Below are 18,955 nucleotides of genomic sequence, written 5' to 3'. Positions count from 1 at the left end.
GGCTCAGCCCACGGGCTGAGCCGCGGCGTCATGCCCCGGTCCGACGCGCCGGGCGCCCGGGTGCGCGACGCTCGGGGTATGCGAAAAACGGTGGTACTCCTGGCTTTCCTTCCGCTCGTGGCGGCTGCGCCCGTCGCGAACGCGGAAAGCGCGCCGAGTCTCAAGTGGACAACGCCCTGTCCGGACTACGGTCTCCCGCAGTCGCCGACCGCCGGGCTCGAATGCGCGAAACTGCGGGTCCCGCTCGACTACGCCGATCCGGGCGGGCGGACCATCGAACTCACCCTTTCCCGCCATGCCAGTCCCGATCCGGCGAAACGTCGCGGCGTGCTGCTGATGAACCCCGGCGGACCCGGCAGCCCGGGGCTGGCGATGCCCGCGCAGCTGAGGGAACGGATGGGCTCGTCCGGGCTGCCCGAGGCGTACGACGTGATCGGGTTCGACCCGCGCGGCACCGGCTACAGCACCCCTGTCACCTGCGACATGGCCCCGGAGCAGCGAGGTTCGATCATCGGACCGTACGCGAACGGGCCGCGGGACGTCGCCGAAACCGCCGCGAAGGCACGGGTGGTCGCACGCAAGTGCGCGTCGGCGCCGACCGCGGACCTGCTGCCGCACATGACCACGGCGAACACCGCCCGCGACATGGACCGGATCCGGGCCGCGCTGGGCGAGACCACGATTTCCTACTACGGCACCTCCTATGGCAGCTACCTCGGCGCCGCGTACGCCACGATGTTCGCCGCCAGGACCGACCGCTTCGTGCTGGACAGCGTGACCGGGCCACAGGGCGTGGACGTGCGGCAGCACCACCGTTTCGCCGAAGGCTTCGACGACCGGCTGCCCGACTTCGCGGCCTGGGCGGCGGCACGGGACGACGTCTACCACCTCGGGCGGACCCCGCGGGCGGTGATCGCGAAGTTCGACGCACTGGCCGCCGTCCGCGGTCCGGAGTTCCGGGCGAATACCTGGAACGCGTTCTATGACGACGCGCATTTCCCGGCGCTGGCCCGGGAATGGGCCGGGCAGACCGCCGCGCCGGCCGGTGGCCCGCTCGACGGGGACAATCACGCCGCCCTGCAACTGCAGGTGGTGTGCAACGACAACGACTGGCCCGAAGGCGTCGGCTACTACCAGCGCGCGGTCGAGCGGGAACGGGTGGCGCACCCGAGGTTCGGCCCCGCCGCGGCGAACGTGAATCCTTGTGCGTTCTGGCCGGTGGAACGCGCCGAACCGCCGGTGCGCATCGGTTCGTCAGGCCCGCGGAACGTGCTGCTCGTGCAGAACCTGCGTGACCCGGCGACACCGCTGTCGGGGGCACGGGAGATGCGGCGCGCGCTGGGCGGCCGGGCCACGATGACGACCGTCGACCAGGGCGGGCACGGCGTGTTCACCAAGGGCAACGCCTGTGGCAACGATGTCGTGCTGCGCTATCTGCTGCACGGCGTGCTGCCGGGGCGCGACGGTTCCTGCCCGGCCTGACCCGGCGGGGCGGCACACCGGATCTCCTGGCGTGCCGCCCTCGGCGGGCTCCTCCCCGGTGGCGGAGGCACCGTCTTATGCTGGTCGGGTGAACTGGACTGTGGATGTTCCCGTCGACACGCTCCCCGAGCTCCCTCCCTTGCCGCCGGAGCTGCGTGCCCGGCTGGACACCGCACTCGGCCTGCCCGCCGCGCAGCAGCCGGAATGGCCCGACCCCGAGCTCACCAAGCGCGTCCGCGGCGTCCTGGAGAGCGTGCCGCCGATCACCGTGCCCGCCGAGATCGACCGGCTGAAGGGCAGGCTCGCGATGGTCGCCCGCGGCGAGGCGTTCCTGCTGCAGGGCGGTGACTGCGCGGAGACGTTCGAGTCCAACACCGAACCGCACATCCGCGCCAACCTCCGCACGCTGCTGCAGATGGCCGTCGTGCTCACCTACGGCGCGAGCCTGCCGGTGATCAAGGTCGGCCGCATCGCCGGGCAGTACGCGAAGCCCCGGTCGGCCGCCACCGACGCGCTGGGCCTGCCGGTGTACCGCGGCGACATCATCAACTCGCTGGTCGCCAAGCCCGAGCTGCGGGTGCCCGACCCCGGCCGGATGATCCGCGCCTACGCGAACGCGGGCGCCGCGATGAACCTGGTCCGCGCGCTGACCGGCGCCGGCATGGCCGACCTGCACCAGGTGCACGACTGGAACAAGGACTTCGTGTCGTCCTCGCCCGCGGGGGAGCGGTACGAGGCGCTGGCCGCCGAGATCGATCGCGGCCTGCGGTTCATGAACGCCTGCGGCGTCACCGACACCTCGCTCCAGTCGACCGAGATCTTCGCCAGCCACGAGGCGCTGCTGCTCGACTACGAGCGTTCGCTGCTGCGGCTGGACAACGCCGACGCGGCGAACCCGAAGCTGTACAACCTCTCGTCCCACTTCCTGTGGATCGGGGAACGCACCCGCCAGCTCGACGGCGCGCACATCGCGTTCGCCGAGCTGCTGGCGAACCCCATCGGCCTCAAGATCGGCCCGACCACCACGCCGGATATGGCGCTCGAGTACGTCGAACGGCTCGACCCGCACAACGAGCCCGGCAGGCTGACGCTGATCTCGCGGATGGGCAACGGCAAGGTGCGCGAGGTGCTGCCCGCGATCGTCGAGAAGGTCGAGGCCTCGGGGCACAAGGTCATCTGGCAGTGCGACCCGATGCACGGCAACACGCACGAGTCGTCCACCGGCTACAAGACCCGCCACTTCGACCGCATCGTCGACGAGGTGCAGGGGTTCTTCGAGGTGCACAACAAGCTGGGCACCTACCCCGGCGGCATCCACGTCGAGCTGACCGGCGAGGACGTCACGGAGTGCCTCGGCGGCGCCCAGGAGATCTCCGACGTCGACCTGTCCGGCCGCTACGAGACCGCGTGCGACCCGCGGCTCAACACCCAGCAGTCGCTGGAACTGGCCTTCCTCGTCGCCGAAATGCTCCGCGGCTGAGGCATCGCCACGCTGGGCCGCATTTTGGTCCTTTGTGGACGGAGCTAGCCGGCGTCGACGAGGCGGGCGGCGGACTTGAGGACCGCGTCGCGCAGGGAGCCGGTGTCGGGGACCGCCTCGCCGTTCGCCTGAAGTCCGATGTGGACGGTGTCGCGGTAGGTGGCCACCGCGATCCCGACCGCGTGCCGGGGCGCCAGCGGGACGAACGGGTAGACCTCGGTCATCCGGGCGCCGTCGAGGGTCAGCCGGGCGGGCGGCAGCGGGACCGTGGTCACCACGAGGTCGAACAGCAGCGGTGCGGCGAGCCCGGCGGTGCGGGTGCCGAGCCGGTGCAGCACGCTCGGCACGCGGTCGGCCAGCAGGGGGAACGCGCCGGCGCCGCGGGCCGGGCCCGAGGCCTTGTTACGGGACATCGCGCGGCGGACCAGGCGCAGCCGCTCCACCGGGTCCTCCACTCCCACGGGCAGATCGCACAGGTAGCCGGACAGCTTGTTCCCGCCGAGCTGTCCGGCGGCCCTGCCGCGCACGCTGACGGGGATGAGCGCGCGCAGCGAGCGGCCGTCGGCGCGCGTACCGCGGTTGACCAGCCAGTCCCGCAGGGCGCCCGCGAGCACTGCGAGCACGACGTCGTTGGTGGTGCCGCCGTGGGCCTGCCGGACGCGGCGCACGTCGGCCAGCGGCAGCCGGACGAAACCCAGCCGCCGTTCGGCCGACGGCGGCGCGGACACCGGCGAAAGCGGCGGGCGTGCCGCGCGCATCACCGAGGACGCGATCCCGGCCGTCTCGCCCGCCTGGCTGAGCGTGGCGCCGAGCGCGTCCTTCACGGTGTCCAATGCGGACCGTGGTTCGGGCAGCCGCGCCGCACGCGAAGCCGGTTCGGGTTTGCGTCGCGGGCGCGGGACGTCGTCGAGCAGGCCGGCGGCGACGGCGTAGGCACCGGCGCCGTCGGTGAGCGCGTGGTGCAGTTTCAGCAGCAGGGCGAACTTCCCGTCCGGCAGGCCAGTGATGATCGTCAAGTCCCACAACGGTTTTCCGGTGTCGAGCGGCTCGGCGATCCAGCGCGCGGCGAAGGCGGACAGCGGGTCCGGTTCGTACAGCGTGCTCAGCTCGTGGTGCTGGATGTGGTCGGCGGCAACGAAATCCGGGTCCTCGGCCCAGTCGGCGGCGCCGGGCGGGAACAGTGCGGTGCGCACGTGCTGACGCAGCTTCGGAATCCCGTTCGCGCGTTCCGCCAGCAGCGCGGCCATTCTGCCGGGATCCACCGGCCCACGCGGGCTGAAGGTGATCACCGCGCCCATGTGCATCGGGGCGGTTTCGCTTTCCAGGCACAAGAAAGCCACGTCGAGCGCGCTGAGCGGGGAGCCTGTCATCGGCATCCTCTCCTTGTCCGGTGGGAACGGGAAGGGGGATGAGCGACACTGCATCATCAACACTGCATCATCGGGACATGACGGGTGAGTGGTCATGGTGTTTCACCCGCGCTAACTATGGTGACGTTCACCCAAACGTGTTCAGGACTCGGGGTGCCGTTCCGGGGTAACCGCGTTCTTCCCCGGGCTAAACCCGTTGGCGGGATTTCGCCGCGCGAAGGTGGCGCCGGGTCCCCGGCTGGGCAGCGGGGACGGCGAGGCCTCGGTGGTCGCCTCGCCCGTGACGGTCTGGTGCGTGATCGCCACCTGATCGCCGACGCGGCGGGCAGGGAGCTCCTTCGGCGTGCGGCGGTGCAGGCCCGGCCACAGCTCGCCCGCCTCGGGCGCCGCGCCCCGGATCGCGCCGCCGTCCAGCCGGGTCTGGGTCTCGGAGATACCGCGGTCGAGCCACTGCACGATCAGCTTCATCGGCCCCGGTGGCGGCAGCGGCCAGACGAAGACCTCGTGGTCGAAGTGGAACGCCGAGCCACCGCGGCCCTGCGCCCGCAGTACCGGCGCCTCCGGTTCGGTCGCCGACGGCACCGAGATCGTCTCGGAGCTGGCCCGGCTGCCGTCGGCGAACAGCACGCCGAGGAGCAGCGCGTTGTAGTCCGGTACCCGGCGGTGGTCGATCAGGCTGCCACGGGGCGCGTCGGCGAGCAGGCTGTCGCGCGAGTAGACCGACAGGCGCAGCGTCGCCGCCTCCGGCCAGACCTCGACACCCCGCAGCGCGACCACCGTGCGCTCGGACCGCGCCAGCTGCACGATCCACGGCAGCATCGCCGGCACGATGTGGTCGCCGGGCGGACCGGTCCACGGACGGCCCTCATAGGCGTAGAGCTCCTGTTCCGGCACGGGGAACAGGGGCCGCTCGCGAGGACCGTCCGTGAAGAAGTTCATCGCCGTTATTCGCGGGACGTCAGGTCGCCGTTCTGCTGCACGGCCTCTTCGGCGAGTTTCGACGTGCCGCCCATGGCGTCCATCAGCTGCCGGGCCAGGCCGAGGCCGGTCCCGCCCAGTGAGAGCGCCTTGGCGAACATGTCGGACATCCCGTCCGCGCCGTTCAGCACCACCATGTGGTCCACGTTACCGAATGCCTGGGCTCCCGCCTGTACGATCTCGGGCCAGCGTTCGGCGAGTTGCTGGGCGACGACGGCTTCCTGGTTCTCCGCCAGCGCCGCGGCCCGAGCCTTGATGGCGTCCGCCTCGGCCAGGCCCTTCGCGCGGGCCGCCTCGGCCTCGGCGAGGCCCTGTGCCTTGGCCGCCTCGGCGTTGGCCAGCCCGCGGGCCTTCGCCGCGGTCGCCTCGGCCTCACCGGTCGCCTTCGTCGCGCTCGCCGTCGCCTCCGCCCGCGACCGGGTGGCCTGCGCCTCGGCTTCGGCCGCGGTCTTCACCCGGGTGGCGTCCGCCGCGGCGCGCAACTCGGTCTCCTTCGCTTCGGCCTGTGCCCTGGCGATCTGCGCGTCGCGGGCCGCGTCGGCGGTGGTCCGCGTGTCGTACGCCTTCGCGTCGGCGGGCTTGCGGACCTGCGACTGCAGCCGCTGCTCCGCCAGCGCGGCCTCCAGCTCGGCCGCGCGGGTCTCCTGGACCACGACCTCCTGGCGTGAGCTGGCCTCGGCGAGCGGGCCCGCCTGGCTCGCCTTCGCACGGGCCTCGTCCACCTCGGCCTGGTACCCGGCCTGCTGGATCTGGCTGCCCCGCACCGCGGCCGCCTTTTTCGCCGCCGCGATCTGCTCGGCCTCGGCCGCCTCCTGGTCGCGCTGGGCCTCGGCGATCCTGGCACTGGCCGCGACGGCGGCGGCGTGCGGTTTGCCGAGGTTGAGGATGTAGCCGGTCTCGTCGTCGATCTCCTGGATCTGCAACGAGTCCACGATGAGCCCGAGCTTGATCATCTCGGTGGCCGAGGACTGCCGGACCTCCCCGGTCAGCGCCTCGCGGTTGTGGATCATGTCCTCCAGCGTCAGGCCGCCGACGATCGAGCGCAGATGCCCGGAGAACAGCTCGTGGATCGTGTCGTTCATGCCCTTCTGCTGGTCGAGGAAGCGCCGGGCGGCGTTGGCGATCGAGGCGAAGTCGTCGCCGACCTTGTAGATGACCACCGCGCGCACGGTGACCGGCAGGCCCTGCTTGGTCACGCACGACACCTGGAGGTTGACGCCCCTGGTGTCCAGCGAAAGCCGTCGCGCGGTCTGGAAGCCGGGGATCACGTTGACCCCGCGGCCGGTGACGATCTTGAAGCCGAGGCTGTCGGCGGTCTCGTGGCGTTCGACCCGCACCCCGAGCCCGGAGATGATGAGTGCCTCGTTCGGCTCGGCGACCTTGTACAGCAGCCGCAGGATCCCGAAGACGACGATCAGGACCGCGATCAGCCCACCGCCGGAGACCAGCAGGATTTCCCCGATGCCCATAGCCGCGCTACCCCCGCTCTTTTCTGTTGTGTGTTCCTGGGTAGCCCTTCGACGCCGCTAGGGGCTCAGCGGTTGCCACCGTTCCACGTAGACCGTACGCGGCGGCTCGAAATCCACCACCAGGATCTGGGTCCCGGAGGCGATGTTCTCCTCCGGATTCACCGGGTAGGCGTAGAACGCCTCCGTCCCGCCGCGCACCGTGAGCAGTACCTCGCCGATCAGACCGGGGCCGATCGCGCCGGTCACCCGGCCGCGGCTCCCGATCATCCGAACACCTTCAGCTCGACCTTGCTGCCCTTCTTGACCCGCTCGCCGGGCTTCGGGTCCTGGTCGATCACGAACTGGAACCCGCCGTGTCCCCTGCCGCCGTCCCGGTCGGCCTTGAGCCCGAGCCCGGCGAGGATCTTCTCGGCCTCGTCGAACTGCTTGAACCGGACGTCGGGCACCTGGACGGCGTTGGACACGAACACGCCGACCCTGCGGCTGGTCGCCGACGAACCGCCTGCGGGGCTGGTCTTGGTGACCGATCCGGCCGCGACGTCCTCCTTGAACTCCTCGCCTGCCAGGAACGGCTCGAAGCCGGCCTGCTTGAGGGTCTGGAACGCCTGGTCCTGCGGGCGGCCGGTGACGTCGGGGACCGGCGGCAGCGGCTCGGGGCCCTTGGACAGCACGAGCGCGACCGTGCTGCCGACGTCGAGCGGGCTGCCGGGCGACGGGTCGGTGCGGATCACCGCGCCCTGCGCGACCTCGTTGCTGTACTCCGGCGTCCCGCGCGTCGGGGTGAGCTGCACGGCCTGGATCGCGCGGTCCGCGTCGGCGGCGGGGGTGCCGGGCTTGACGTCGGGCACGATCGGACGGCCCTTGGACAGCAGGACGGTGACCGTGGAGTTCGGCGGCAGCGTGGCACCCGCGGCCGGATCGGACTTGATCACCGTGTTGGCGGGCACGGTGTTGTCGAAGACCTGGTTGAACTGCGGGACCAGTTTCGCCGCGCGCAGCGCGTCCCCGGCGTCGGCCTGGTTCTTCCCGGCGAGCGCGGGCACGGTCGCGGTGTTGGGCGCGGAGTCGGTGAGGATGTAGGCGAACGCGCCGATCAGCCCGCCCAGCACCAGCACCGCCGCGGCGATCAGCGCGATCGTCCGCTTGCGGTTCGCCGGTGGCCTGGCCTCGCCGGCGGGCATCGGGGGCTCGGCGTGTGGCGGCGGGGGAGGCGCCACGGGGGCGGCGGCGCGGGTCAGCGCGCGGGTGCCCTGCGGGCCGGTGACCGGCATGGTCTGGTCGGTGACCGGGGCGATCCGCATGGTGCGCTCGCTGTCGGTCTCCCCGGCGTCCGGCGGCGGGGGCACCGGGATCGGCACCGCGGGCAGGCCCAGCTCGGCGCGGACGGCGAGCAGCTCGGACAGCAGCACGCCCGCGTCGGCGGGGCGCTGCTCCGGATCACGCCGGGTCGCGCGCAGGATCAGCTCGTCGAGGGCGGGCGGCAGCCCCGGCCGCAGCTCGCTCGGCCTCGGGACGTCGTCGTTGACGTGGCGGTAGGCCACCGAGATGGCGGTGTCCCCGGTGTAGGGGGCGCGGCCGGTGAGCATCTCGAACAGCAGGATCCCGGCCGAGTAGACGTCGCCGCGCGAGGTGGTCGCGCCGGTGGTGACCTGTTCGGGGGAGAGGTAGCCGACGGTGCCGAGGATGACGCTGGAGCTGGTCGTCCCGGCACTGGCGACGGCGCGGACGAGCCCGAAGTCGGCGACCTTGACGACGCCGCCGGAGCCGACCGTGGCGCCGCGGCCGATGAGCACGTTCTCGGGTTTGACGTCGCGGTGCACGAGCCCGGCGGCGTGCGCGGCCGCGAGCGCGGTGAGGGCCTGTTCGGCGATGGTGAGCGCGAGGGCGACGTCCAGCGGCCCGTTCGCGTCCATCAGATCGCGCAGGGTTCCGCCGTCGACCAGCTCCATGACGAGGAACGCGTACCCCGGCTCGCCGCCGACGGGGCTGTCGAAGCCCTGGTCGTGCACGGCTACTACGTGCGGGTGATGCAGCTGGGCCGCCGACCGGGCCTCCCGGACGAACCGGTCGACGAAGGAGCGGTCGTCGGCGAAGCGCGGGTCCATGACCTTGATCGCGACCTGCCGGTCCAGCCGGGTGTCGGTGCCCCGGTAGACCGACGACATCCCGCCGCGCGCTAGCAGCCTGTCCACCCGGTACCGCTGTTCGAGCAGCGTTCCGGCCAGACTGGGGTGGGTGCGTGTCACAGCTCTGAATCGTACGGACTCACGCACGCGTAGTGGGCACGCCCTCACCGGTCACCCGTGCGCACTAGCGGGAAAAGGGACGGAATGTGGCACAGTGTCACGTGTGAGTGGGATTCCTGTCGCCGATGACATCCTCGACACCGCTGTCTCCGTGCTCCCGTTGTCGGAGGTCGCGGACGTGCTGGGGATCTCGGCCAACAAGGTGCGGCAGCTGTTGCGCGACGGTCACCTGATCGCGGTACGCCGGGGCGGTGAACTCTGCGTGCCCGGGGATTTCTTCGTCAAGGACGGGGTCGTGAAGGGCCTCGCGGGCACCATCACCGTGCTCGCCGACGCCGGGTTCAGCCGGACGGAGATGCTCCGCTGGCTGTTCACCGCCGACGACACGCTGCCAGGGAGCACCCCGGTCAACGCGCTGCGCACCAGCCACGGCACCGAGGTCAAGCGGCGCGCGCAGGCGATGGCGTTCTGACCGCCTTCCTGCCCGCACACAGCAGGTAGGCCACCGCGGCGAGTAACTGCGTGGCCGCGGCGGCGAGCAGGCAGCCGGGGACCGACCACGCCGCGAGCGGGCCCGCCACCGCCGTGCCCAGCGCGAGCCCGGTGATCTTGATGCTGGCAGCGGTGGTGAACACCTGCGCGCGCACGTGCTCCGGGGCTTCGCGGTGCCGGATCGCGAACAGGGAGGTCAGCTGCGGGCCTTGGCCGAGCCCGGCCAGCGCGGCCGCGAGCACCAGCGGGACCACACCGGGCGCGAAGGCCGACGCCGCGAAACTCGCGGCGAGGACGAGCGTGCTGGCGAGCACCGTGCGGTCCGGGCTCAAGGGCAGGGGACGTCGTGCCAGGACGACGTTGGCCAGGAGTGACAGCGCGGCCAGCCCGGTCACCAGCAGCGTGCCGTTCCCCGCGCCGCCGAGCCGGAGGATTCCCAGCAGCGGGTAGCAGACCAGGGCCATGCCGAGACCGACGAAGGACAGCGTCGACGTCGCCGTGGCGCGCAGCAGCGCCCGGTTGCGGACCAAGACGCTGAAGCCTGCGGCGAACTGCGTACGCAAGGGCGTGCCGGGCAGGGGAGACGTCCGCTTCGGCAGGCGCCATGCCAGTGGCAGTGCGGCGGCGACCAGCGCGATCGCCACCACGAGCGCGGCGGGTGCGCTCGCGAGGGTCGCGACCAGCCCGGCCAGCCCCGGCCCGGTGAGGCTCGCCGCGTTGTAGGTGATCGCGTCGAGCCTGCTCGCCCGGGGGAGCGCGGCACCCGCGACGGCGGGCAGCTGAGCCGTCCAGCCCCCGGCGATCGCGGGGTTGACCAGGCCCGCCGCGACCGCGATCGCCACCACCGCGGGAAACGGCGCGTGCCCGAAAGACGCCGTCACCAGGCCGAGGCCGCCTGCGTACGCGGCCAGCGCTCCGGTGAGCAGCCGCCCGGGCGCCGGGCTGCGGTCGAGCAGCGCGCCGAAGAGCGGACCGCCCGCGGCCGCCGAGATCGTCAGCCCGGCGAGCAGCGCCGACCCCGCGCCCGCCGAACCGGCGAGGCCGAGCAGCAGCAGTGCCGGGCCGGACAGCTCGTCGCCGGTGCGGGCGGCCGTCGCGCCGGTGAGGTAGGCGGCGAGCCGGTAACGGCTTCTCATGGGCGAGACGTTACAGTGGGATATGACCGTTCCGCACCGGGATTTCGTCGCGGGCCGCTCGGCGCGGGACGCCGTCCGCCGCGCGGTGGCGTTGCTGGACGTCCTGCTGCCCGGCGAACCCTCGCCCGCCGTGGTCGCCGATGTGCTGCGCGAGCACGGGGAAACCGACGCGGGCGAACCGTCCACAAAGGACGTCGCGGCGTTGCGGGAGGCCGCGGTCGCGCTGCGGGAGGTGTTCGCCGCCGCCGACGTCGAGGAAGCCGCCGACGTGCTCAACCGCCTCTTCGCCGCCTACGCCGGGCCGCCGCGGCTGACCGCCCACGACGCGGCCTTCGGCTGGCATCTGCACGTGGACGCCGACGACGACGGGCCGTGGGACACCTGGTTCGTGACCTCGTCGGCGCTCGCGCTCGCGGTGCTGCTGGCCGACCGGCAGGCCCTGCCCGGCGGGATCTGCGCGTCCCCGTCCTGCGGGAAACCGTTCGCGCACCTGGGCGGCGGCAGCCCGCGCCGCTACTGCTCGACGCGGTGCTCGACCCGGGAACGCGTCGCCGCCCACCGCCGCCAGCTCACGTGAGATCTCCCCCTGATCACGCGAGTTCCGCGTCTGATCACGCGAGATCTCCCCCTGATCACGCGACTCACGTCCCGCGCTCCGGCGACTTCGGTGACAGGGAGGGAGATCTCGCGTGATTGGACGGAGATCTCGCGTGATTGGAGGGAGAACTCGGGTTAGGCGCGGGTCGCGTGCATCTCCTGGAAGAGGTCGAACTCGCCGTCGGGGGTGGCGCTGAAACCTTGCCAGTGGAAGGAGTCCGGTGTGACGTCGGTGAACGTCCACCGCGAGCGCTTGCCGTCGGGGTCGGTGCCCTCCTGGATCATCCCGCCGGCGCCGTCCGGGCGGCCGGTCTGGGAGAAGTACGACGGCAGTTTCGGCGAGAACCAGGTGATCTGCCACAGCCCGGTGTTGACGTCGTACATGCGGACGGTGGTGCCGGGATACCGGCCGTGGAACTCCGGGCAGAAGAGCACGTCCTGCACCACCCGGCCGCCCAGTGCCCAGCCGAAACGCCACTCGCCCTCGGCGGTCCGCCACTGCCCGTCGGGGAAGCGGTACCGGTTGCTGATGGTCCAGTTTCCGACCAGCCTGCCGTAGAGCATCAGCGCTTCGGCGTGCTCCGGGTCCGGGCCGTCCGCCGAGAGCAGCTCCAGCATCGAGTCACGGGACGACACAGCCATCAGGACCTCAAACCTTCTACACGGGAACGCGGTGGACCGGCCAGACGATAACTCGCCCCACCGACAGTTTCCCCGCCGACAGGACGAGCGCTTCAGGTCCTGCCGTCGCCTTCGCCGCGGGCGGCGAGGGCCTCGCCGAGCTCGTCGGCGTGGCGGATGGTGCGGACCAGGAACGGCACCGCGACGGCGATCGCCGAGCGTTCCGCGCCCCGTGCCTTCGCGGCTTCGCGGACCTGCCCGGCGATTGTGGACAGTGTCGCGACGGCCTGCACGGTCAGTCCGACGAGCAGGCCGATCCGCTCCGGCCGCAGGCCGAACCGGCGCAGCGGCGTCGCGACACGTTCGATGGTCGAGACCAGGTCGTCGACCCGGGTGACGGCGGTGAACAGGTTCGCCGCGGCGAGCGCCGCCACCAGCCGCAGGCTCACCAGCCACGCGGCGTCGAGGCTCACGAGCCACCACTGCACCGCGAACACGGCGAGCGCGAACAGCAGCAGCGTCCGGAACATCCGCAGACAGCGGCGGACCGGGAGGCGCGCGAGCCCGTAGCCCGCCACCACGGCCAGGCAGATCCCGCCGAGCCACCCAGGGGAACGCAGCAGGAACACCGCCGTCGCGAGCACGAGCAGCCCGAGGAGTTTCGCCCCGGCGGGCGCGCGGTGCAGCGGGCTCGTCCCCGGCTGGTAGCCGCCGGTCACCCGATCAGCTCCCGGTACCGGCGCAGCGCCTCGTCCGGCCGGTCGTCGGCCACCACCCGTCCCTGATCGAGGACGACGACGCGGTCGAAGCCGCCGAGCAGGTCGAGGTCGTGGGTCACCAGCACGACCTGCTGCGTGAGTCCTTCGAGCCGCCGCGCGAACTGGCGTTTGTTGCGCAGATCCAGCAGCGTCGTCGGTTCGTCGCAGACGAGGACGTCCGGCTCGGTGACGAGCATCGCGCACAACGCGAGTAACTGCTTCTGCCCGCCGGAAAGGTCGTGGGCCGGGTGATCGGCGTAGCCGGCGAGGCCGAATTCGGCGAGCAGCTCGGCCGCCCGCGCCGCACGCTCCGATTTGGACAGTCCACTTCGGCGCAGCGAGAAGGCGACGTCCTCGCCCGCGGTCGGCATGACGATCTGGCTGTCCGGGTTGGTGAACACGAAGCCGACGCGCCGCCGGACGGCCCGGCCGTCCCGCACCGGATCCCGGCCGTCGACCCGGACCCGGCCCGCGCTCGGGTGGACGAGGCCGTTGATCATCCTCGCCAGCGTCGACTTGCCCGAACCGTTCGCGCCGACGAACGCGATCCGCCGTTCCGGCAGCCGCAGATCCACGTCGGCGAGGACGGTGCGGTCGCCGTAGCGGTGGCCGACACCTTCGAATTCGATCACGCCACCGTCTCCCACATCGTTGCCACGCCGACACCGCCGCCCGCCGACAACGCGGCCAGGCCCGTGTTTCCGGCGCGTCGCCGGACCAGCGTGCCGAACAGCCGCACCACGAGCACGGCGCCGGAGGCGCCCCACGGATGTCCCAGCGCGATCGCGCCGCCATCGGGGCTGACCGTGTGCTCGTCGATCCCCGCCGCGGCGAGGCAGGCCAGTGCCTGGCCCGCGAACGCCTCGTTGAACTCGACGACGTCGGGTACGCGGTCGAGGATCTTCGTCATCGCGGGCACCGCGCCCAGCCCGAGCCGGTTCGGATCGACGGCCGAGGTCGCGGAGGCGATCAGTCGCAGGCCGGGCAGCCCGAGCCGCCGGCGGACCGCCTCGCTGGTGATCACCACGGCGGCCGCGCCGTCGCTGATCCCGCAGGAGTTCGCGGCGGTGGCCGTGCCGCCGTCGGTGAAGGCGGGCCGGAACCGGGCCAGCCGTTCGGGCGTGAATCCCGCGCGGGGGCGTTCGTCCTTCTCGGCAGCGCCGAGCGGGACGAGTTCGGCGCCGAAGTGCCCGTCCCGCTGCGCCGCGATCGCCCGCTCGTGGCTGCGCGCGGCGAAGATGTCCTGGCGTTCCCGGGAAATCCCCGCCTCCGCGGCGACGAGGTCGGCGGCGGGACCCATTTCCGGGTCGCCGATCTCCGCGGGCGCGAACGGCGCGCGGGTGTAGGCCCGCGGCGGCGCGGTCGCGGATTCCGGGCGCCAGAAGCGATACGGAGCGGTGGACACGCTTTCGACGCCCCCGGCGAGGTACGTCTCGCCCTCGCCCGCGCGGATCAACGCGGCGGCCGTCGCGATCGCGGCCAGCCCGCTGGCGCACTGCCGGTCGATCGTGGCGCCGGGAACCTCCGCGCCCAGACCGGCGCGCAGCGCGCTCACCCGCGCCGTGTTGCCGCCGGGGCCGAAGACGTTCCCGAGGATGACATCGTCCACAGTGGTCAGTCCGGAGTCCGCCAATGCCGCCCGCAGCACGGGTGCGGCGAGTTCGTCCACTGTGTACCGGCGAAGCGAGCCGCCCGCGTCGCCGATCGGGGTCCGCCGGGCGGCGATGACCACAGGAACCCGTTCGTCGTTCACAGTGTTGTTCACAGTGGCTCCGCGGCGAGTTCGCCGTCCCGTAGCATCGCGTCGACGGCGGCGCGTGCCGGTTTCCCCGCGGCGGTACGGGGAAGTTCCTTGACCGCGAGCCAGCGCCGGGGCCGTTTGGCCGGTTCGAGTTCCCTGCGCGCGGCCGTCCGCAGGGCCCGCAGGACGTCGCGGGAGGTGTCCGTGGTTTCGGCCGGGATTTCGACAACGGCCGTCACGAGCGAGCCGAACGTCCGATGCGGCGTCCCGGCCACGAGGACGTCGGTGACGCCGGGAACGGCGCGCAGCACGACCTCGACTTCCTCGCATGCGACCAGTTTTCCGCCGCTGGACACCATCGATCCCGCGCGCCCGTGCACCACCAGCGCGCCGGTGTCGTCGAACACGGCCCGATCGTCCACAGTAGAGAATCCTTTGTGGACATACCGGGGCACGCCGCCGTCCAGTCGCGCGCTGTGCGCCAGCGGTGAATCGACCCACAGGATCCCGTCGCGGATCTCGACGTCCACGCCGGGAACGAGGCGCAGGCCGCTACCGCCGCGTTCCACGGCGATCAGCGAGTGTTCCGCGGAGCCGTAGTAGAACAGCGGCTCGGTGCCCGGTAACAGCTCGGCGAGACGTGCGCGGTCCGCGGCGTCGACGTGCGCTCCACCGCAGACGATCGTTTTCAGCGTGCAGGCAGCCCTCGTCTCCGGCTGCCGGTCGAGCACGGCGAGCAGTCCCGTCAGCATCGCGGGCACCACGTGCACCGACGCTGTCCGCGTCGCGGCCCGCGCGGCGGCCGCCGGGTCCCAGCGCGACAGCAGTTCGACGTCCTGGCCGCACCAGAACGCGTGCAGCGCGCCGAAGAGGAACAGCGACGAACTCAACGGCCCGGGGATCAGCACCGGCCCGTCGAGCGGACCGAGCGCGGCGAAGCTGTCCAGCCACGAATCCCTGGTCCTGGCCAGGACTTTCGGCGCTCCGCTGCTGCCGGACGTCGTCGGCAGTGCGAACCAGGTGCGGCCGTCACCGGCCGGGGTCACGCCTTCGCGCGCGATGCCGGGATCGCCGGTCACGACCAGATCCGGTGCCGCGTCGGCGAGCACCGCGGCCCGCTCCCTCGCCGACCAGCCGGGTTCGACGATCAGCGCGGCGGCGCCGACCAGATCCGCGCCGAGGAACCAGGCCAGGGTGTCCGGCGCTTCGATCGCCACTCGCGAGCCCTCGCCGATCCCGTGCGCGGCCAGCCGTTCCGCCGCGCCGTGCGCCCGGGTCAGCAGCGCGGGCGGCACCGATCCGGGGCCGGCGATCGGGGGAGTGGCGAGCATCAGCCCGTCCGTCGCGACGATCCGGCGAGCCTGCCCGGCAGTGCCCGGTGCAGCACCGAGGTGATCAGCGCGACGGCCACGACCTTGATCGCGTCGCCGGGCAGGAAGACCAGCGACTGCACGGCGGCGGCGCGCGGATCGCCCAGGTAGAAGGCGAGGTAGGGGACGCCGACGAGGTAGTCGGCGGCCAGTCCGAGCACCGCGGCGAGCAGCAGGATCGGCAGGCCGACGCGCTTCGCCCGTGTCACGATCGCGCCCGCGACCAGCGCGGAGAGGATCCAGCCGAGGAGGAAACCGCAGCTCGGGCCCAGGAACGGCGCGATACCGCCGCGGCCGCCGGAAAGCAGCGGGAGGCCGATCGCGGTGAGCGCGAGGAACAGCACGACGGCGGCGGTGCCCCGCCGCGCGCCGAGCACGCAGCCAGCGAGCAGCGGCCCGGCGTTCTGCAGGACCACGGGTACGCTCCCGCCGCCGAGGTACAGGCCGGGGAAGACGCCGAGTACCGCGATGAACCCGGCGAACACCACGGTGGTCGCGAGGTCGGCCGCGGGCAGCGTCCGGCGCGGGCCGGGTTCGTTCCCGTCGTCGGGGGTCTTCTCCGTGTGCACAGGGGGAATCTAATACTGGACGCCGAAGGGCATACGCCGCGTGGTGGTGAGTGTCACCCCGGCGGCACCGGCCAGCGTGTCGCCCCGAGCTCGCGGGAAATCGCCCGTGCCGCGTCGCGTACCGCGCCGGCGACGGGCTCGAGGGCGTCCCCGGCAGGCCACTCCTGCGCCGGGACGACGACGCCGATCGCACCGACGACCGTGTCGTAGCCGTCGAAGACCGGCGCGGCCAGCTCGCATTCGCCGATGACCGCTTCCTCCCGTTCGGTCGCGAAGGCGTGTTCGCGGATCTCGTCGAGCTGGGTGCGCAGCTGCTCCGGGCCGGTCACCGTGTCCCGGGTCATGCTGTGCAGTTCCCCCAGCTGGGCGTTGGCGGTGTCCGGGTCGGAGAACGCCAGGATCGCCTTGCCGAGCGCGCTGGCGTGGACCGGGATGGTGATGCCGACCTCGGGCATCTGCCGGGACCCGTCCGGGCGTGGCTCGTGGTGCACGATCAGCACCTCGCCCGGGAGCAGGACGCCGGTGCGGGTCGCGTACCCGGTGCCGCGGGTGACCTCCGCCGCCCAGGACACGGCGCGGGACCGCAGCTCCAGCGTGTCGAGGTAGACGTTGCCCAGCTTCAGCGCGCCGGGACCGAGCCGGTAGTGGCCCGAGGCCCTGTCCTGCAGCACGAATCCGTGCGCCTGCAGGGTTTTCACGATTCCGTGCACTGTGGACGGTGCCAGCTCCAGCCGTCCGGCCAGCTCGGACAGGGACAACCGCCGCGAGGACCGCAACACGCCGAGGATGCGCATCGCCCTGTCGACGGACTGGATCATCGTCCGTCCTTTCGCGAGGCCGTCATCCGCACGCACTTTACAACAGCGGCGAGGCGACCTATGGTCATCGCACATTCGATAATGTCGAATGCATTGCGACTATGTCGTTAAGGCGACGTCGTTCGAGTCGCTGGTCGAAATGCGCGAGGAGGCGCCCGTGGCGGTACGGCAGCTGATCAACGACCCGGCCGAGTTCGTGCCCGAGGCCCTGGCGGGGTTACAGCGGGCGCATCCGGACCTGATCCGGTGGCACGAGGACCCTGCCTACGTCGTGCGTGCCACCGGCGTGACGACGCCGAAGGTCGCGCTGGTTTCCGGTGGCGGTTCGGGCCACGAGCCCCTGCACACCGGGTTCGTCGGCGAGGGCATGCTCGACGCGGCCGTGCCGGGCGCGGTGTTCGCCAGTCCCACCGCGTTCCAGATCAAGGCCGCGATCAGCGCCGCGGACCGCGGCCGGGGCGTGCTCCTGATCGTCAAGAACTACACCGGGGACGTGCTGAACTTCCGCATCGCCGCCGAGCTGGCCGCCGACGAGGGTGTCGAGGTCGCCACCGTGCTCGTCGACGACGATCTGGCGACCGACGGCCAGGAGGAGGGCGGTCCGGGCCGGCGGGGGACCGCGGCGGTGGTCGCGGTGGAGAAGATCTGCGGCGCGGCGGCGGAGCGCGGTGCCACGCTGGCCGAGCTGGTGGAGCTGGGCACCCGCGTCGCCGGGTCGGCGCGCACCCTGGCGCTCGCGCTGGCGTCCTGCACTCGGCCGGGCCAGTCGCGGCCGTCGTTCGAGCTGCCCGATGACGAGATCGAGTTCGGCGTCGGCATCCACGGCGAGCACGGCATCGGACGTCGCCCCTTCGGCCCCGCCCGCGAACTGGTCCCGCAGCTGGCCGCGCCGATCGTCGAGGCGCTGGGCCTCGGAAGCGGCGACGGCGTGCTCGCGATCGTCAACGGGCTCGGCGGCACGCACGCGCTCGAACTGTCGGTGGTGCACCGGGAGCTGGCGGCTTTCCTCGACGACGCGGGGATCGTCCTCGCGCGGTCGCTGGTCGGCTCGTACGTCACGTCGCTGGACATGCGCGGGTGCTCGATCACCCTGCTGCGGGCCGACGACGAACTGACCGGGTTGTGGGACGCGCCGGTGCGGACCCCGGCGCTGACGTGGTGAAGGAGCGGAACATGTTCGGAACGGCCGAGACGCGGACCTGGATCGACGCGTTCATCGCGGCGGTGCGCGACCGGGGCGATGAGCTGACCGAACTCGACCGCCGCGCGGGCGACGGCGACTACGGCACGAACCTGCGCTCCGCGGTCGAGCGCGCGGCGGCCAACCTCGAAGCGGACGCGCCGGAGACCCCGGGCGCGGTGTTCACCGCGGTGGCCAACGCCTTCCTGCACACCGGCGGCACCAGTGGCCCGTTGTTCGGGATGTGGTTCCGGGAGTTCGCGAAGGCCGTCGGCGCGGAAGCGACCGTGGCGGTCCTCGCCACGGCGGCGGACAACGCGCAGGCGGCGGTGCGCCGGCTGGGCAACGCCGAGGTCGGGCACAAGACCATGGTGGACGCGATGGTGCCCGCCGCGGAGGCGCTCGCCGCCTCGGCGGCCCGCGGTGACGACGTCCGCAAGGCGCTCGCCGCGGCGGCGGCCGCCGCCCACGAAGGCGCCGCGTCCACGGAAAACCTGCTGGCCAAACGGGGCCGGGCCAGCTACGTCGGCGAACACGCCCGCGGCGTGATCGACCCCGGCGCCCTCACCGTGGCCTGGTTCTTCGACGCGGCCGCCTGACCTCGCGACGTTCCGTGGGGGCCTCCTCGAAGGACTCAGAGTCCCGCGA

19 protein-coding genes are annotated in these 18,955 nt (G+C 72.3%); 6 read left to right on the top strand and 13 right to left on the bottom strand.

The window, feature by feature from the left end:
• The first annotated feature begins 78 nt into the window (after nt 1-78).
• Together ACFWY9_RS20980 and ACFWY9_RS20975 are read left to right on the top strand one after the other, a co-directional pair.
• Nucleotides 79-1,482, top strand: a complete 1,404-nt coding sequence (locus tag ACFWY9_RS20980) for an alpha/beta hydrolase (RefSeq protein WP_378326513.1) — start codon at nt 79-81, stop codon at nt 1,480-1,482.
• 88 nt (nt 1,483-1,570) lie between these two features.
• The gene (locus ACFWY9_RS20975; protein WP_378326512.1) at nt 1,571-2,962 is read left to right on the top strand and encodes a class II 3-deoxy-7-phosphoheptulonate synthase; all 1,392 of its coding nucleotides are present in this window, start codon (nt 1,571-1,573) and stop codon (nt 2,960-2,962) included.
• Nucleotides 2,963-3,006: 44 nt separating this feature from the next.
• Here the strand turns inward: ACFWY9_RS20975 and ACFWY9_RS20970 are convergent, their stop codons facing one another.
• The 5 genes from ACFWY9_RS20970 to ACFWY9_RS20950 all read right to left on the bottom strand — a co-directional run bounded on the left by ACFWY9_RS20970 (nt 3,007) and on the right by ACFWY9_RS20950 (nt 9,025).
• Nucleotides 3,007-4,332, bottom strand: coding sequence for a wax ester/triacylglycerol synthase family O-acyltransferase (locus ACFWY9_RS20970; protein WP_378326511.1), 1,326 nt, complete (start codon nt 4,330-4,332; stop codon nt 3,007-3,009).
• Nucleotides 4,333-4,473: 141 nt separating this feature from the next.
• On the bottom strand, nt 4,474-5,271 hold the full coding sequence (locus ACFWY9_RS20965) for a hypothetical protein (protein ID WP_378326510.1): 798 nt from the start codon (nt 5,269-5,271) through the stop codon (nt 4,474-4,476).
• 5 nt (nt 5,272-5,276) lie between these two features.
• Nucleotides 5,277-6,779, bottom strand: a complete 1,503-nt coding sequence (locus ACFWY9_RS20960) for an SPFH domain-containing protein (RefSeq protein ID WP_378326509.1) — start codon at nt 6,777-6,779, stop codon at nt 5,277-5,279.
• Nucleotides 6,780-6,836: 57 nt separating this feature from the next.
• On the bottom strand, nt 6,837-7,046 hold the full coding sequence (locus ACFWY9_RS20955) for a hypothetical protein (RefSeq protein WP_378326508.1): 210 nt from the start codon (nt 7,044-7,046) through the stop codon (nt 6,837-6,839).
• Entirely contained in the window at nt 7,043-9,025 is a 1,983-nt protein-coding gene (locus ACFWY9_RS20950) for a PASTA domain-containing protein (protein WP_378326507.1), read from the bottom strand. Before ACFWY9_RS20950 ends, ACFWY9_RS20955 begins: the two co-directional genes overlap by 4 nt.
• A gap of 103 nt (nt 9,026-9,128) precedes the next feature.
• Between ACFWY9_RS20950 and ACFWY9_RS20945 the strand changes: the two genes are divergently transcribed.
• A complete protein-coding gene (locus ACFWY9_RS20945; RefSeq protein WP_378326506.1) occupies nt 9,129-9,497 on the top strand; it encodes an Rv2175c family DNA-binding protein in 369 nt (122 codons plus the stop codon).
• Here the strand turns inward: ACFWY9_RS20945 and ACFWY9_RS20940 are convergent.
• On the bottom strand, nt 9,466-10,653 hold the full coding sequence (locus ACFWY9_RS20940; protein ID WP_378326505.1) for an MFS transporter: 1,188 nt from the start codon (nt 10,651-10,653) through the stop codon (nt 9,466-9,468). The genes ACFWY9_RS20945 and ACFWY9_RS20940 overlap by 32 nt on opposite strands.
• 22 nt (nt 10,654-10,675) lie before the next feature.
• Between ACFWY9_RS20940 and ACFWY9_RS20935 the strand changes: the two genes are divergently transcribed.
• Nucleotides 10,676-11,230, top strand: coding sequence for a CGNR zinc finger domain-containing protein (locus tag ACFWY9_RS20935; RefSeq protein ID WP_378326504.1), 555 nt, complete (start codon nt 10,676-10,678; stop codon nt 11,228-11,230).
• A gap of 155 nt (nt 11,231-11,385) precedes the next feature.
• Here the strand turns inward: ACFWY9_RS20935 and ACFWY9_RS20930 are convergent, their stop codons facing one another.
• From ACFWY9_RS20930 to ACFWY9_RS20900, 7 genes are all read right to left on the bottom strand, one after another.
• Nucleotides 11,386-11,892: a hypothetical protein gene (locus tag ACFWY9_RS20930; RefSeq protein ID WP_378326503.1), complete on the bottom strand. Its 507-nt coding sequence runs from the start codon at nt 11,890-11,892 to the stop codon at nt 11,386-11,388.
• A 92-nt stretch (nt 11,893-11,984) separates the two neighbouring features.
• A complete protein-coding gene (locus ACFWY9_RS20925; RefSeq protein ID WP_378326502.1) occupies nt 11,985-12,590 on the bottom strand; it encodes an energy-coupling factor transporter transmembrane component T family protein in 606 nt (201 codons plus the stop codon).
• Complete coding sequence (locus tag ACFWY9_RS20920) at nt 12,587-13,261, bottom strand: energy-coupling factor ABC transporter ATP-binding protein (RefSeq protein ID WP_378326501.1); 675 nt, start codon at nt 13,259-13,261, stop codon at nt 12,587-12,589. Before ACFWY9_RS20920 ends, ACFWY9_RS20925 begins: the two co-directional genes overlap by 4 nt.
• Complete coding sequence (locus tag ACFWY9_RS20915) at nt 13,258-14,394, bottom strand: thiolase family protein (protein WP_378326500.1); 1,137 nt, start codon at nt 14,392-14,394, stop codon at nt 13,258-13,260. Before ACFWY9_RS20915 ends, ACFWY9_RS20920 begins: the two co-directional genes overlap by 4 nt.
• Nucleotides 14,391-15,701 carry an AMP-binding protein gene (locus ACFWY9_RS20910; RefSeq protein WP_378326499.1) on the bottom strand — a complete coding sequence of 437 codons (1,311 nt, stop codon included), beginning with the start codon at nt 15,699-15,701 and terminating at the stop codon, nt 14,391-14,393. The genes ACFWY9_RS20915 and ACFWY9_RS20910 overlap by 4 nt, the downstream gene beginning before the upstream one ends.
• The gene (locus ACFWY9_RS20905) at nt 15,701-16,309 is read right to left on the bottom strand and encodes a biotin transporter BioY (RefSeq protein ID WP_378326498.1); all 609 of its coding nucleotides are present in this window, start codon (nt 16,307-16,309) and stop codon (nt 15,701-15,703) included. The genes ACFWY9_RS20910 and ACFWY9_RS20905 overlap by 1 nt, the downstream gene beginning before the upstream one ends.
• 53 nt (nt 16,310-16,362) lie before the next feature.
• Complete coding sequence (locus ACFWY9_RS20900) at nt 16,363-17,127, bottom strand: IclR family transcriptional regulator (protein WP_378326497.1); 765 nt, start codon at nt 17,125-17,127, stop codon at nt 16,363-16,365.
• Nucleotides 17,128-17,284: 157 nt separating this feature from the next.
• Here ACFWY9_RS20900 and ACFWY9_RS20895 point away from each other — a divergent pair, with 157 nt between their 5' ends.
• A complete protein-coding gene (locus ACFWY9_RS20895) occupies nt 17,285-18,289 on the top strand; it encodes a dihydroxyacetone kinase subunit DhaK (protein WP_378326496.1) in 1,005 nt (334 codons plus the stop codon).
• A gap of 11 nt (nt 18,290-18,300) precedes the next feature.
• Nucleotides 18,301-18,906 carry a dihydroxyacetone kinase subunit DhaL gene (gene dhaL, locus ACFWY9_RS20890; protein ID WP_378326495.1) on the top strand — a complete coding sequence of 202 codons (606 nt, stop codon included), beginning with the start codon at nt 18,301-18,303 and terminating at the stop codon, nt 18,904-18,906.
• Nucleotides 18,907-18,955: the final 49 nt, after the last annotated feature.

Origin of the sequence: Amycolatopsis sp. NPDC059027 (assembly GCF_042739735.1) — a bacterium.
Taxonomy (GTDB): Bacteria; Actinomycetota; Actinomycetes; order Mycobacteriales; family Pseudonocardiaceae; genus Amycolatopsis.
This window is presented reverse-complemented; position numbering and strand designations above follow the sequence as displayed.

Bases quoted from the DNA above. Each gene is read 5' to 3' on its own strand.
- ACFWY9_RS20980 (WP_378326513.1), top strand. From the start codon at position 79: ATGCGAAAAACGGTGGTACTCCTGGCTTTCCTTCCGCTCGTGGCGGCT.
- ACFWY9_RS20970 (WP_378326511.1), bottom strand. From the start codon at position 4,332: ATGACAGGCTCCCCGCTCAGCGCGCTCGACGTGGCTTTCTTGTGCCTG.
- ACFWY9_RS20965 (WP_378326510.1), bottom strand. From the start codon at position 5,271: ATGAACTTCTTCACGGACGGTCCTCGCGAGCGGCCCCTGTTCCCCGTG.
- ACFWY9_RS20960 (WP_378326509.1), bottom strand. From the start codon at position 6,779: ATGGGCATCGGGGAAATCCTGCTGGTCTCCGGCGGTGGGCTGATCGCG.
- ACFWY9_RS20955 (WP_378326508.1), bottom strand. From the start codon at position 7,046: ATGATCGGGAGCCGCGGCCGGGTGACCGGCGCGATCGGCCCCGGTCTG.
- ACFWY9_RS20940 (WP_378326505.1), bottom strand. From the start codon at position 10,653: ATGAGAAGCCGTTACCGGCTCGCCGCCTACCTCACCGGCGCGACGGCC.
- ACFWY9_RS20935 (WP_378326504.1), top strand. From the start codon at position 10,676: ATGACCGTTCCGCACCGGGATTTCGTCGCGGGCCGCTCGGCGCGGGAC.
- ACFWY9_RS20930 (WP_378326503.1), bottom strand. From the start codon at position 11,892: ATGGCTGTGTCGTCCCGTGACTCGATGCTGGAGCTGCTCTCGGCGGAC.
- ACFWY9_RS20910 (WP_378326499.1), bottom strand. From the start codon at position 15,701: ATGCTCGCCACTCCCCCGATCGCCGGCCCCGGATCGGTGCCGCCCGCG.
- ACFWY9_RS20900 (WP_378326497.1), bottom strand. From the start codon at position 17,127: ATGATCCAGTCCGTCGACAGGGCGATGCGCATCCTCGGCGTGTTGCGG.
- dhaL (WP_378326495.1), top strand. From the start codon at position 18,301: ATGTTCGGAACGGCCGAGACGCGGACCTGGATCGACGCGTTCATCGCG.